The sequence below is a fragment of the Vibrio sp. J2-4 genome (assembly GCF_021728155.1).
Lineage (GTDB): Bacteria > Pseudomonadota > Gammaproteobacteria > Enterobacterales > Vibrionaceae > Vibrio > Vibrio diabolicus.
In genome coordinates this window covers 287,055-300,625 of record NZ_JAKKCN010000005.1, presented here as the reverse complement: position 1 = coordinate 300,625, position 13,571 = coordinate 287,055, and the positions used below count along the sequence as shown (strand labels likewise).

At 44.3% G+C, this 13,571-nt stretch carries 15 protein-coding genes and 1 riboswitch; of the genes, 13 read left to right on the top strand and 2 right to left on the bottom strand.

All coding sequences use genetic code 11. The features are described from left to right. Positions 1-194: 194 nt before the first annotated feature. The 10 genes from codB to L3V32_RS18635 all read left to right on the top strand — a co-directional run bounded on the left by codB (position 195) and on the right by L3V32_RS18635 (position 9,631). Positions 195-1,433 carry a cytosine permease gene (gene codB, locus L3V32_RS18680; RefSeq protein WP_237284892.1) on the top strand — a complete coding sequence of 413 codons (1,239 nt, stop codon included), beginning with the start codon at positions 195-197 and terminating at the stop codon, positions 1,431-1,433. 9 nt (positions 1,434-1,442) lie between these two features. Continuing rightward, positions 1,443-2,720 carry a cytosine deaminase gene (locus tag L3V32_RS18675; protein ID WP_237284891.1) on the top strand — a complete coding sequence of 426 codons (1,278 nt, stop codon included), beginning with the start codon at positions 1,443-1,445 and terminating at the stop codon, positions 2,718-2,720. A gap of 261 nt (positions 2,721-2,981) precedes the next feature. Then, positions 2,982-3,620, top strand: a complete 639-nt coding sequence (locus tag L3V32_RS18670) for an HD domain-containing protein (protein ID WP_226420430.1) — start codon at positions 2,982-2,984, stop codon at positions 3,618-3,620. Continuing rightward, positions 3,621-4,379: a helix-turn-helix transcriptional regulator gene (locus L3V32_RS18665; RefSeq protein ID WP_237284890.1), complete on the top strand. Its 759-nt coding sequence runs from the start codon at positions 3,621-3,623 to the stop codon at positions 4,377-4,379. Between the two features lie 146 nt (positions 4,380-4,525). After that, complete coding sequence (locus tag L3V32_RS18660) at positions 4,526-6,379, top strand: MFS transporter (protein ID WP_237284889.1); 1,854 nt, start codon at positions 4,526-4,528, stop codon at positions 6,377-6,379. 117 nt (positions 6,380-6,496) lie between these two features. Further along, positions 6,497-7,114 carry a triacylglycerol lipase gene (locus L3V32_RS18655; protein WP_237284888.1) on the top strand — a complete coding sequence of 206 codons (618 nt, stop codon included), beginning with the start codon at positions 6,497-6,499 and terminating at the stop codon, positions 7,112-7,114. Between the two features lie 104 nt (positions 7,115-7,218). Continuing rightward, a riboswitch (FMN riboswitch) is annotated at positions 7,219-7,359 on the top strand. 113 nt (positions 7,360-7,472) lie between these two features. Next, positions 7,473-8,129: a 3,4-dihydroxy-2-butanone-4-phosphate synthase gene (ribB, locus tag L3V32_RS18650; RefSeq protein ID WP_006741191.1), complete on the top strand. Its 657-nt coding sequence runs from the start codon at positions 7,473-7,475 to the stop codon at positions 8,127-8,129. Positions 8,130-8,233: 104 nt separating this feature from the next. Next, positions 8,234-8,779 (top strand): glutathione peroxidase, encoded by a 546-nt coding sequence (locus tag L3V32_RS18645; RefSeq protein ID WP_005396353.1) that lies wholly within the window; start codon positions 8,234-8,236, stop codon positions 8,777-8,779. A gap of 10 nt (positions 8,780-8,789) precedes the next feature. Next, a complete protein-coding gene (locus L3V32_RS18640) occupies positions 8,790-9,233 on the top strand; it encodes a DUF3429 domain-containing protein (protein WP_005396352.1) in 444 nt (147 codons plus the stop codon). Positions 9,234-9,385: 152 nt separating this feature from the next. Then, positions 9,386-9,631: a hypothetical protein gene (locus tag L3V32_RS18635; protein ID WP_237284887.1), complete on the top strand. Its 246-nt coding sequence runs from the start codon at positions 9,386-9,388 to the stop codon at positions 9,629-9,631. 70 nt (positions 9,632-9,701) lie between these two features. On the opposite strand, the gene L3V32_RS18630 is transcribed toward L3V32_RS18635, so the two are convergent. Both L3V32_RS18630 and L3V32_RS18625 read right to left on the bottom strand, forming a co-directional pair. Next, positions 9,702-10,301, bottom strand: a complete 600-nt coding sequence (locus L3V32_RS18630) for a thiol:disulfide interchange protein DsbA/DsbL (RefSeq protein WP_006741193.1) — start codon at positions 10,299-10,301, stop codon at positions 9,702-9,704. 83 nt (positions 10,302-10,384) lie between these two features. Continuing rightward, a complete protein-coding gene (locus tag L3V32_RS18625; RefSeq protein WP_031780538.1) occupies positions 10,385-10,765 on the bottom strand; it encodes a hypothetical protein in 381 nt (126 codons plus the stop codon). 284 nt (positions 10,766-11,049) lie between these two features. Between L3V32_RS18625 and L3V32_RS18620 the strand changes: the two genes are divergently transcribed. The 3 genes from L3V32_RS18620 to L3V32_RS18610 all read left to right on the top strand — a co-directional run bounded on the left by L3V32_RS18620 (position 11,050) and on the right by L3V32_RS18610 (position 13,569). Further along, positions 11,050-11,346 (top strand): isoamylase early set domain-containing protein, encoded by a 297-nt coding sequence (locus L3V32_RS18620; protein ID WP_005396349.1) that lies wholly within the window; start codon positions 11,050-11,052, stop codon positions 11,344-11,346. A 214-nt stretch (positions 11,347-11,560) separates the two neighbouring features. Then, positions 11,561-12,274, top strand: coding sequence for a response regulator (locus L3V32_RS18615; RefSeq protein ID WP_005396348.1), 714 nt, complete (start codon positions 11,561-11,563; stop codon positions 12,272-12,274). Next, positions 12,274-13,569, top strand: coding sequence for an ATP-binding protein (locus L3V32_RS18610; RefSeq protein WP_176319179.1), 1,296 nt, complete (start codon positions 12,274-12,276; stop codon positions 13,567-13,569). Before L3V32_RS18615 ends, L3V32_RS18610 begins: the two co-directional genes overlap by 1 nt. Positions 13,570-13,571: the final 2 nt, after the last annotated feature.

Genomic DNA, 13,571 nt, shown 5'->3' with positions numbered 1-13,571 from the left:
TAAAAATAAACTTTTCACTTTTAGAATTTAAAAGCCAAGTCATTGTTATTAAAAGAAAAAACAGACACCAAAAATCAAGCAAACGTTTAAATTGCAATTTTATCATTGACTATTAAATTTACATCACGATAATACGCGCCGTTTGCCTGAAAACCAGGTGCTATAATTTAATATTTCAATGTGCGGAGGTAATAATGGCTGGAGACAATAACTACAGTCTTGGACCAGTTCCCAACACGGCCAGAAAAGGCGTGGCATCACTAACCATGGTGATGTTAGGGCTCACTTTTTTCTCCGCAAGTATGTGGACAGGGGGTTCTCTCGGTACTGGGCTCTCCTTTAATGATTTTTTCCTCGCTGTTCTCATCGGTAACCTAATCCTCGGTATTTACACTTCTTTCCTCGGTTACATCGGCGCCTCTACTGGTCTCTCTACTCACCTTCTTGCTCGTTTCTCTTTTGGTTCTAAAGGCTCTTGGCTTCCTTCCGCTCTTCTTGGCGGTACTCAAGTTGGGTGGTTTGGAGTTGGTGTCGCGATGTTTGCGATTCCGGTGCATAAAGCAACGGGCATCGATACCAATACTTTGATCCTTGTCTCCGGTTTGCTCATGACCGCGACCGTTTACTTTGGCATCTCCGCACTGATGGTGCTGTCAGCAATCGCCGTTCCTGCCATTGCGCTACTTGGCGGTTACTCTGTCATTGAGGCAGTAAATAGCGTTGGCGGTATTAGCGAACTACAACAAGTTCAACCAACCGAGCCACTCGATTTTTCAATAGCTCTCGCGATGGTTGTTGGCTCTTTTGTCAGTGCTGGTACATTAACGGCAGATTTCGTCCGCTTTGGCAAAAAGCCGCGCAGCGCCGTGATGATCACCATGGTGGCATTTTTCATCGGTAACTCGTTAATGTTTATCTTTGGCGCGGCAGGTGCATCCGTGACTGGTCAATCAGACATCTCTGAAGTGATGATTGCGCAAGGCTTATTAATTCCCGCCATCATCGTACTTGGATTAAACATTTGGACGACTAACGACAACGCGCTCTACGCATCGGGTCTTGGATTTTCCAACATCACTGGCTTACCAAGTAAATACATCTCGATGGCGAACGGGCTTGTTGGCACACTTTGCGCTCTCTGGCTCTACAATAACTTTGTTGGCTGGCTGACCTTCTTATCGTTGGCAATTCCACCGATTGGCGGCGTGATCATCGCTGACTTCTTCACGAACCGTAAACGCTACGCAAACTTTGAAGCCGCCCAATTCCAAAACGTTAACTGGGCTGGCATTATCGCTGTCGTGATTGGCGTTGGTGTGGGACACTTCCTGCCTGGCGTAGTGCCGATTAACGCTGTACTTGGCGGCGCAATTAGCTTCCTGATTCTTAATCCTATTCTTAACAAAAAAGCACTGGCTACACAGCCAGCGTAAGGAACCATCATGACAACACTACTGATCAAAAACGTAACGCTAAAAGGACAAGAAGGTCTGCAGCAAATTTTGATTGAAGATGGTCAATTCAAGCGCATTGAAAGCAACGATGTGGAGCTTAATCATAACGGTGACACCATCGATGCTGAAGGCGGCATGGCGGTGGCGCCTTTCTGCGAGCCGCACATCCACTTAGACACAACGCAAACCGCAGGCGAGCCAAGCTGGAACATCTCTGGCACATTGTTTGAGGGTATTGAACGTTGGGCTGAGCGCAAAGAAATGCTGTCGATTGAAGACGTGAAAACGCGCGCAAAACAAACCTTAAAATGGCAGATCGCAAACGGTGTACAACACGTTCGTACTCACGTCGATGTTTCAGACCCTACCCTAATTGCCCTAAAAGCGATGGTAGAAGTGCGTAAAGAGATGAAAGAGTGGGTAGACATCCAAATCGTTGCGTTTCCGCAGGAAGGTATTCTCTCTTACCCAAATGGCAAAGAGCTGCTAGAAGAAGCAGTCAAATTGGGGGCGGACGTTATTGGCGCGATTCCACACTTTGAATTCACACGCGAATATGGCATTGAATCACTGCACTACGTATTCGAGTTAGCACAAAAATACGACCGTCTGATCGACGTGCATTGTGATGAAATCGATGACGAGCAATCTCGCTTCGTTGAAACGCTGGCAGCATTAGCGCACAAGTTCGATATGGGAAGTAAAGTCACGGCTAGTCACACAACAGCGATGGGTTCCTACAACGGCGCATATGCATCTCGCCTGTTCCGTTTACTACGCATGTCCGGTATCAACTTCGTGGCAAACCCATTGGTGAACATTCACTTACAAGGCCGCTTTGATGATTATCCGAAACGTCGTGGCGTAACACGAGTGAAAGAGATGCTAAATGCCAACATCAACGTCTGCTTTGGACACGATGACGTATTCGACCCATGGTATCCACTTGGTACAGCAAACATGCTGCAAGTGCTACATATGGGTCTGCACGTGTGTCAGGTGATGGGTTATGACCAAATCAACAACTCACTGGATCTGATCAGCACCAATTCAGCACGTACACTGAACATTCAAGACAAGTACGGAATTGAAGAAGGCAAACCAGGTAGTCTTCTGATTCTTCCCGCAGAAAATGGTTTTGACGCAGTACGTCGCCAAGTGCCGGTTCGCTACTCGGTTCGTCACGGTAAAGTCATTGCAGAAACACAGCCTGCGACGACTCATATTCATCTTGAACAAGCAGAGCAAGTAACGTTCAAGCGCTAAGGTTCGTAAAAATACCGACTAAAACGAAAAAGGGTCTGACGAAATCATCAGGCCCTTTTGCTATTGGCAAACGTCACTGCTGTTCTGTGTCTTACCACCTTAGTAGCCAACCGAACGCACAAAAATGCTATTTAAGATGACCCGAAACTCACTAAGTTGCATAAGGTTCTGATGGCTAAATCTCAATTACACTATCGAACTTGGAAATTCCTCTCTGCGTTCGGCATACTTCTGCCTTCACTTTAGTTGTAGATATAACTCATGACCTTATTAAGCCAGATAGAATCGCAATTTTTGGAATTTATGCAGCAAGAGATGCAAGTCGATGCGGCGCATGACATAAGCCATGTTCAACGGGTCGTAAACACCGCAAAAAAACTGGCTATGGAAGAAGGCGCCGACTTATCTATTGTGCTTCCCGCCGCCTATTTACATGATTGTTTTACCTATCCGAAAGATCATCCAAACCGCAAGCAGAGCTCAATCATTGCAGCCAAAAAAGCGGTCGCGTTTTTAGAAAGTATCGATTATCCGCAGCAGTACCATGATGCCATTGCCCATGCGATAGAAGCACACAGCTTTAGCGCTAATATCAGACCCAACACATTGGAGGCAAAAGTCGTTCAAGATGCCGACCGTCTGGACGCTTTAGGCGCAATTGGCATTACTCGCTGTATACAAGTGAGCACTGAGTTTGATGCTCAACTTTACGATGACAAAGACATCTTTGCTCAACAGCGAGAGCTCGACGATAAACAATTCACTCTGGATCACTTTCAAACCAAGTTATTCAAAATCGCTGAAACTATGAACACGGAGTCAGCGAGACGCGAAGCTCAAAAACGCAAAGCCTTTATGCAAGCGTATATAGAGCAATTACACGACGAGGTGACAGCATAAATGTCAGAAAGCTATACGTTAATTAAAGAGCTTAAACGCCAACTAAAGTTAGCTGGGCTGCATTATGCCGATGTTGCACAACACCTTGATTTAAGTGAAGGAAGCGTCAAACGTTTACTCGCTGAAGGTCAACACATTAGCCTTGAGCGCTTAGAGCGAATTTGCCAATTGATTGGCTTAGAAATGGCGGAACTGTTTAAGCTTGCGGCTGCGCGCAATAAAGGTCTAGAGTCGCTAACGTTAGAGCAAGAAAAGCAGTTGGTTAACGATAAAGCCCTGCTACTCGTGGCAATCTGTGTTGTAAATGGCTATCAGTTTGAGCAGATCGTTCAGCAATACACCTTCAATGAGTTGGAACTGGTGCAAAAGCTTGCTCATTTGGATCGTCTGAACATCATCGACTTGCAGCCAAATAACAAAATTCGTTTGCGTATATCTCCGACATTTAAGTGGCAGATGGGCGGCCCTATTCAACGGTTCTTCCAACAGCAAGTTCAAGATGCCTTTTTCCAAAGCTACTTTTCTGGTGAAGATGAACAGTTGTCCATGGCGACAGGATTGATGAGCGTACCAACCAACAAGAAGCTACAACAGAAACTGCAAAAGGTCATCGATGAGTTTTATCAGGCTTGCCAAAGTGATAGCTCTCTCGATATGGACGAAAAACACGGCACCTCTCTGATTATTGCGATGCGTCGCTGGACGTTCCCTTTGTTTGAACCATGGGAAAGAAAACCTACTCAGAAGTCTCGAAATTAGTAACTCAATAAACAAATGGAGATGAAAGTAACGAATTTCGTTACTTTTGGTGGCATGCAACGTCACTTGAAAGAGAAAGCTGGTTTAATCGTTCATTGAGCATAAAGTGCTCCCATCTCATTCGACTTTGTTTAATCGGAGCCAGCATGTTTTTCTCAAAACGCTTTTTTCCTTACTTTGTGACGCAGTGTCTTGGCGCACTCAATGACAACATCTACAAAAACGTTCTGTTATTGATGGTGACATACAGCCAAATTGATAACTTACCAATATCCGTTAATCTATTTGTTAATTTGGCGGCAGGCTTATTCATCCTACCTTTCTTTCTATTCTCAGCGCATGCTGGTGCCGTCGCTGACAGCATGGACAAAGCCAAATTAATCCGGCGTCTAAAGCTCATCGAGCTGGCTATCATGTCTTGCGCTGCAACCGCTATTGCCACTCAAAGTGCCATGCTGATGCTGGCTCTTTTGTTTATGACAGGCACTCAATCGGCCTATTTTGGTCCCGTAAAATACGCCTTACTACCACAAGCGCTCAAACCAAATGAGCTTGTTAAAGGAAATGCTTGGGTTGAAATGGGCACGTTCCTTTCGATTCTTATAGGTACGCTTAGCGCAGGCCTGCTGTTAGCCATTCCTAATGGTACCTTGATTGCTTCTTGTGTCGTGATTGCCTTGTCTTTGCTTGGTTTTATGAGCAGTGTGAATATTCCAACGATGCCTAGCCAATCGAATGACAAAGCGAAATTTGAACCAATTTCTGGTTTAAAGAACACGTTAAAAGTGGCAAAAAAACAGAGAGGCATTTGGATGTCTATTCTAGCCATCAGTTGGTTTTGGTTCATGGGTGCGACTTACCTGACTCAATTCCCTAACTTTGCGCGTGAACATTTGTTTGCAGACAGTACTGTCGTTTCTTTACTGTTGGCATTGTTTTCCATTGGTATCGCTACAGGCTCTTGGTTGTGTGAAAAGCTCTCTTTCAACCACGTTGAGCTTGGTATTTTGCCATTCGGTATCCTTGGTCTGACAGTCTTTGGCGTCGACTTGCTATGGGCCGTCCCAAGTTATCCATCACTTCCGATTCACTTTTATGATGTGCAAAGCTTCGTTGCTGAATCCAAACATCTGCGCGTCATGATTGACCTGTTCCTTGTTGGTGTAAGCGGCGGTGTCTTTATTGTTCCTCTTTATGCGTTCATCCAATCTCGTTCAAACAAAGGGGAATGTGCACGTGCCATTGCTGCTAACAACATCATGAATGCGTTGTTTATGGTGGTGTCTGCTTTGGTTTCGATCGTTGTACTCAGCGCACTAGAGCTTTCTATTGTGGAACTGTTTGCCATGATGGCAATAGGTAACTTCTTCGTGGCAATCTATGTCTATCGTCAAGTACCGGAATTTACACAACGCTTTATCAGTTATTTACTCAGCCATTGTATGTATCGTGTGTCCGTAAAGGGGCGCCAACATATTCCTGAACAAGGTGCTGCGTTAATAGTGGCTAACCATGTTAGCTATGTCGATGCATTGATTTTGATGGGAACCTCTACTCGCCCGGTTCGTTTTGTGATGGACAAGTCCATCAGCGAGCTACCTGTTCTTAAATATGTATTCCGTCATGCCGGTGTTATCCCGATCTGTTCTCCACGTAAGTGTGCCGACACTTACCGACGAGCATTTGAACAGATTGAACAAGCACTTAACGACGGTGAGGTTGTCTGTATCTTCCCTGAGGGTCGTTTAACGTCTAACGGTCAATTGGGTGAGTTTCGCCCTGGTGTAGAGAAAATCCTTGAACGTAACCCTGTTCCTGTCATCCCTATGGCGTTAAAAGGGCTTTGGGGTTCTTTTTTCAGCCACAAAGGCGGACATGCTCTCACAAAACGACCGACTCGTTTTTGGTCAAAAGTGGATGTTGTTATCGGTGAAGTGTTAAGCCCAGCTTCTTTAAATCGTCATCAATTGCAACAACAAGTACAGGATTTAATGGGCTGATACGCTTGCTATACCGATCAAACTTTGCAGCAAAACGTAAATATGCACCACAAAGCACAAGTAGTTCCTTGTTAATTAGAGTAGGATATCTACGACGTCATAAATCTAGGGGGTATTATGAGAATCATCATCTTACATGGTCTTTATATGCATGGACTGGTCATGCAACCTCTTAGCCAAAAGCTGCGAAAACTCGGATACGAAACGCAAGTACTCAGCTATAACACTGTTGCTATCGATGAGTCTTCACTGTTTGATTCTATTGATCATTCGCTTAATCCACTGACCACAAACGTGCTCGTGGGGCACAGCCTGGGAGGCTTGATGATTAAGCGCTATCTCGCCAACAGAAAACCGAGCACTAGCTTAATCTCTCATGTTGTCGCCATCGGTTCGCCTCTTAAAGGCGCGTCCATAGTAGGTCGGATTCAAGATCTCGGATTGGGTGCAATTTTAGGCAATTCGCCACACCACGGATTAAACAGACATGATGACGCTTGGGCTTTTCCGCAAAAACTCGGCAGTATCGCAGGAACGATGCCGATTGGTGCCCGCCCATTGTTGATCCGTAATGACAACACCATGTCGGACGGTACGGTTACCGTAGAAGAGACAAGACTGGACGGTATGCAAGATCATATCGAAGTGAAGCAAACGCATACGAGCCTGATTTACAACACCTTCGTGCCACAGCAAATTGATCACTTTATTCGCACAGATTATTTCCGTCGATAGCACACTTTTCCATCATACAGATGGAATCGACTTTCCAAGCTATTCAGTTCGCAGTACTATCCTAGCTCCACTTCCTCACAACTTGGATGAAGTGGCACATTTTTAATTGTTCTCAGGGCGGGGCGAAATTCCCCACCGGCGGTATACTTTTTCAAGTGAGCCCGCGAGCGCTCGATTCGTCGAGGTCAGCAGATCTGGTGAGATGCCAGAGCCGACGGTTATAGTCCGGATGAAAGAGAATAAGAATACACCAGCATAGCGAGTCAGATTGCTAAGAGTGCTGGTGCACTTCTTTTTGATCGTATTTTACGACGATCTCTCATACCGCCCTGATTCTGGTGAAATTTAGGAGTTAACCATGAATCAGTCATCACTACTTGCCGAATTCGGCGACCCAATTACTCGCGTTGAAAACGCACTTATCGCTTTAAAAGAAGGTCGTGGCGTACTACTTCTTGATGATGAAGATCGCGAAAACGAAGGCGATATTATTTATTCAGTCGAGCACCTCACTAACGAGCAAATGGCGTTGATGATCCGCGAATGTAGCGGCATCGTTTGTTTGTGCTTAACAGATGCTCAAGCAGACAAACTGGAACTGCCTCCAATGGTGGTAAACAACAACAGTGCAAACCAAACCGCATTTACGGTTTCTATTGAAGCGAAAGTTGGTGTAACAACGGGGGTTTCAGCAGCAGATCGCGTGACGACCATTAAAACGGCGGCAAACCCGCACGCAAAACCGGAAGATCTTGCTCGTCCGGGTCACGTATTCCCTCTGCGCGCACGTCCAGGTGGTGTAATGACTCGCCGTGGTCACACAGAAGGTACGATTGACCTGATGCAAATGGCAGGGCTTCAACCCGCTGGCGTACTATGTGAAGTGACCAACCCAGATGGCACGATGGCAAAAGCACCTGAGATCGTTGCGTTTGGTCGCCTGCACAACATGCCAGTGCTGACTATTGAAGACATGGTGATGTACCGCAACCAGTTCGAATTAAAACTGGCATAATTAAATCCCAGCTCTGAAAGAAGCCGCGCATTTGTGCGGCTTTTTTGATCGATCCTCTTTGCACTTGAGTAATTATACTTATTGAAAACAAAGGGAACAACACCATGAAAGGATTACTGAAACTCGTCGCTCTCGTTGGCTTTATCTCCATGAGTTCGCTTGCTCTCGCATCTGAGTGCCCTGATATTCTTCAAGGTAAGCAAAGGTTGTTAAATTCAACAGAAGAAGTCGACCTATGCGAAAGCTTTAAGGGAAAGACGCTTCTGGTCGTCAATACAGCAAGCCAGTGCGGCTTCACTCCTCAGTTCGAGCAGTTAGAAACCCTCTACCAAACTTACAAAGAGCAAAACTTCACCGTCATTGGTTTCCCGAGCAATGACTTCCGACAGGACAGAGGAAGCGAAACAAACACAGCGAAAGTCTGTTATCTCGATTACGGGGTCACCTTTCCAATGATGGCTCGCTCCTCAGTATTAGGCGTAGATGCAAACCCCGTATTCAGCGAGATTACTAACCAAGCTGGCATCAAACCAAAATGGAACTTCTATAAGTTTCTAATTAGCTCTGAAGGCAAAGTTATTGCCACTTTTCCAAGCTCCACATCACCGACAAGTACTACGCTTACCAATATGATAGAGCAACAATTGTAAGGTGACGACCATGACAACACGCTCAACCATGCTACAACTCGGTTACTTAGGCCTTGTTCCATTTGTGTTTAGTTTAGGGCTGATTTTCACAGACATTTCACTCTTCAATTTAAGTGGCCAGCAATTTTTCATCGCTTACAGTGCCGTAATATTAAGTTTTTTATCCGGCATACTCTGGGGGAATGGCATTGAGCATTACTACCACCGCCTTAGCAGAAATATATTAATTCTCAGCAACCTTTTTGTCTTACTCGCTTGGGGCGCATTATTGCAGGGTCACAAACATTACGCGGTCGCTACCCTACTCTTAGCAATTGGGTATCTTGCTGTTTGGTATGCAGAAAAACTCGTGAGGAAAGTCGAACAAGACGCCGAGCCCAAGGGATATCAAGGAATGAGGAGCAAACTGACCTTCGGCGTAATCGTAATGCACGGATTGGCTTTAGTTTCATAACCTGGTCTGTCCAGTACTAAGATCACAAAAAAACGTCTTTTTATAAAACAATGTTCATTTCGTGAATGCACACATATTTTGAACACTGTTTTGTTTCATTTATGAATCAATCCACATATAAGTAATTCAAAGCATTCACAAAGGATATGAATATGTTTTTTCGCAAACTTTTGTTTAGCACTGCGATGATCAATGCAACGACAGGTTGCGTGTCTTACCAGGCACAACAAGCCGCCGCTCAAACAGTAAATAATACAGGAGCCGTGCTTGCCAATGTGATTAAAACTACGATTGCTCAGCCATGTAATGTTGCAATCACTGCTGCTAGCTTGTTTTATCCGCATGCCATATTTATGACTAGTGTTCCGACTCAAGCATGTACAAGCGTTCTTAGATAATACGAGTGTGATAAGCATAAAAAATGGCGACTCTACCGTCGCCATTTTTAAGCATCAATGCTATTTACAGTTACAGCGTCAATAAGTAATTAACTAATTGATTGTACTCGTCGTAAGTACGAATTTCGTTGGCCAAAACAATGTATTTATTGTTCACAACCACACCCGGAACCCCTCTTAACGTGCTGGCAGAGAATTGCTTATCAAAGCCTTTCTGCATTGAGTTTACGGCGAAACTGTTGTACGCCGCATCAAACTTCTTACCTTCTACGCCATTATCAACGAAGAGCTGTTTCAGCTCAGCGTCATCTTTTGGCGCTTGTCGCTTTTGATGAATTTGGGCGAACATGGCAGGAATCATTGTATCTTCAACCCCGAGCGATACCATCGTCGCGTAGGACTTGGCCATCGGAATCGCCATATCTCCGCCCATGAACCCCACATGTACCTTTTCAAACTTTGCCTCTTTTGGCAGAGCAGGTTTTAAACGCTCAATAAGCGACTCAAACTTGTAGCAATGTGGGCAATAAAAAGAAAAGAATTCCGTCACAACAGGTTTCGATGCTTTCTTAACATCCAGAACTTTGTAGTGCTTCCCTTCTTCAAATTGCGCTGCGTGAGCGGTAAAAGTCAGTAAAAGTGCACTACATAAGGCAAGTAGTTTTTTCATTGTTTATTTCCTTGTGGCATTCAAATGCCAAATCATTTCATTTGGTAAAAAGGGGGAAACCCCAAGTAATTTGAGATGAGGAATTAAACAATCGGAGGACGATAAAGCTTGGTGATCACTGTCACTACTTTTTCGACTAAAGGCCTATCAATCAATGCAAGGCTGTAAGGAAGAAGCAGTAAGTCGTTTTGAGATAAGTTGGCGGGAATTTTGACCATACAGGAAGAGCTACAACTCGTGTGAGACTGTTGCACCTTATTGATAGTTGACTCATCGTGATGTGATTCTACGCAGTCGTCATTGACGCCAAGTTGTTTGTGCAGAGCAGCCTGCTGAACAATAATATCGCGTACTTCAATTGTTTTCACCGGGGCTGAAGCCTTCGCCATAGGAGCGACACTGCTCAAAAGCATAGCGGCTAAACAAACTATCGCGGTCAACAATGTACGGTTAAACTTCAACATAGCTACATCAACAAAAATGGTGATTTAAGATAATACATGATAACGATTTGACTTCAAGATACGGACTCTGAGTTCCGCCTCGCCTAAAAACTTGGTACGTTAACGGTTCCATATCCTTGAGGCTTCTCAATACCGCTCCCCTCTCACAAGAACTCATAGCGATTAAGCTATTCATCATTTAGATAGTTCTTCACCTGATACCAGCGACAATTCGATAAAACTTGAAATCGTTATGAAACACGAGTAATAGTTAGAAGAGTTTTTGTACGAACAAGGAAAGATCAATGCTTAAAAAGAGATTCTTTAAGACAAAAGATGAAGTTGAAGTCACGTTCGAGCTAGATAAAGACCAGTGGGACTCCATCCATATTGCTGGGGATTTTAACAACTGGCAGCCAGAACCGATGAAATTAGTGAAGAAAAGCCGTCAATTTAAATTTAAAACGCGCTTACCTAAAGAGCAGAATGTTCAGTTCCGCTACTTGCTCAATGATGCAAAGTGGGAAAACGATCCTCAAGCCGACGCTTATGTTCCCAATGCTTTTGGCAGCGACAACAGCGTCGTGTGCACCACCGAATAAAACGTAAGTTCACCCTAATATTCCATATTAAGGCGCTACAGTTGCGCCTTTTTTAGACTTTTCAAAATGTGATTAATGATTAAGTTTGAATCATTACTTGGGGTATTTATCGAATCAACTCATCCGATAACCTTATTCTGAGAAAGCTTTATTTGAAATAATTCGTAAATTTGTTTAAGTTCCAGTGATATTAAATATTGTATACATCACTCAAATGAACGCACAACAAGTCAAACCATCTTTAATCATTGTGGAAGACGATCCCAAATTACAAGCTATGCTGGGAGAGTATTTTGTTGAACAAGGTTTCCAGGTCAAATGTATCGACAACGGGACAGACGCACCGGAAGCGATTATTGACACACAGCCAGACGTGGTTTTGTTAGATTTGATGCTACCTGGACAAGACGGCCTGAGCGTATGTCGTCAAATCCGTGAATGCTACAAAGGCAAAGTATTGATGCTGACAGCGAGTGATGACGACTTCGATCACGTCGCCGCATTAGAAATTGGCGCCGATGACTTTGTAACCAAGCCAATCAAACCTCGAGTGCTGCTGGCACGCATTCGCATGCTATTGAGAAGAAAAGAGGCAGCCTCTACCGAGTCCGAAAACGGTCTACAAATTGGAGTACTGTGTTTAAACCGATTACGTAAATCATGCGTCATGAACCAGGAAGAAATTGCGCTGACTGACGGTGAGTTCGATTTATTATGGGTTCTCGCAACACACGCAGAAAAAACACTCTCACGTGAGTGGTTAACGAAAACACTACGTGGTATTGAGTACGACGGTACAGATCGCACCATTGACAACCGTATTGTGACATTGAGAAAAAAATTAGGTGATGCCTCTTGCTCTCCACAAAAAATCATCACGGTTCGCGGCAAAGGCTACCTATTTATGCCTGATGCATGGAATGAATAATGAGACGGATTTATCTGGAAAGCTTTGTCGGTCTTATCATTCTATTTATGGTGAGTTTGTGGGGTTACGAATTCTTGGTCTATGAGATCAACACAGATTACGATTACCTGCTACAAGAGCAAGAAGGTCAAGCTTTCCACGATCTTATCTATCCTATCTACGAAGAGCACGGACTAGAATACACTCAGCAACAGCTTGAGCAATTTGCCACGTCCAGCCATCGCTTGTTGATTCCTCACACGCTCGAAGAACTTCCAGAAGACATCAGAAAAGCATTTGAAAGTGACACCTCTGTTAACGTTGCTTACGACGAAGAAAGGGATATATGGTTCCGCCTAGATGCGGACACCCCTATTTTCAAAATGATCGATGATCCGGATAGCTCAGTTATTCAGGCGATTAACTTTGATGACAACATTGTATGGTTATTCTTTTTAGCCGGATTTGCTCTGTATTGCATACTGCTGATCTGGTTTTTGAGCCGTCGAATTCGTGAGTTAGAAAGAGTCACGGTAGAGTTTGCTTCAGGCAACTTCAAAGCACGAGCAAGCACCTCAAGCGCCAAATCCGTTGGGACACTGAACAAAAGCTTTAATACGATGGCTGACAAAGTTTCTCGCCTGATCACTAGCAATAAAATGCTGACCAATGCAGTTGCGCATGAATTACGCACTCCTATTTTTCGTTTACAGTGGCAAGCTGACTTGTTATCGGACTCTACATTAACCGAACAACAGAAAAAGCATGTACGTAGTATCGTCGAAGACATTGACGAGATGGAAGACATGGTTGAAGAGCTGCTTTATTACGCCAAAATGGAACGCCCAGATACGGCGTTGCAAACAGAAAACGTAGCACTCGCCAAGTTAGTTAATGAGTTAAAACAGAGATGGCAAAAAGAGACCAAATTATCTATCTCAGTCAATGAAACAAACTCTGAAAACGCGCGCGCATTCGCCGATCCAAAACTGCTAAAGCGAGCCTTGGATAATCTGCTACGCAATGCAATGCGATACGCAAATACTCAAATTATGGTTGAGATAAAAAGTGATCAGCAAAGCTGTTTAATCCATGTACATGATGATGGTATAGGTATAGAAGAGCAGCATTGGCCTCACCTTTTTGAAGCATTTTATAGCGCGGATGAGTCCCGAAACAAAAACACGAGTGGATTTGGGCTCGGTTTGGCGATCGTCAGGCAGATAATGGAACTTCAACATGGTGAGGTTTCGATTTCTCATAGCCCACTTGGTGGTGCTTGCTTCACACTTCGTCTTCCAAAATCAGACAGTTAAGT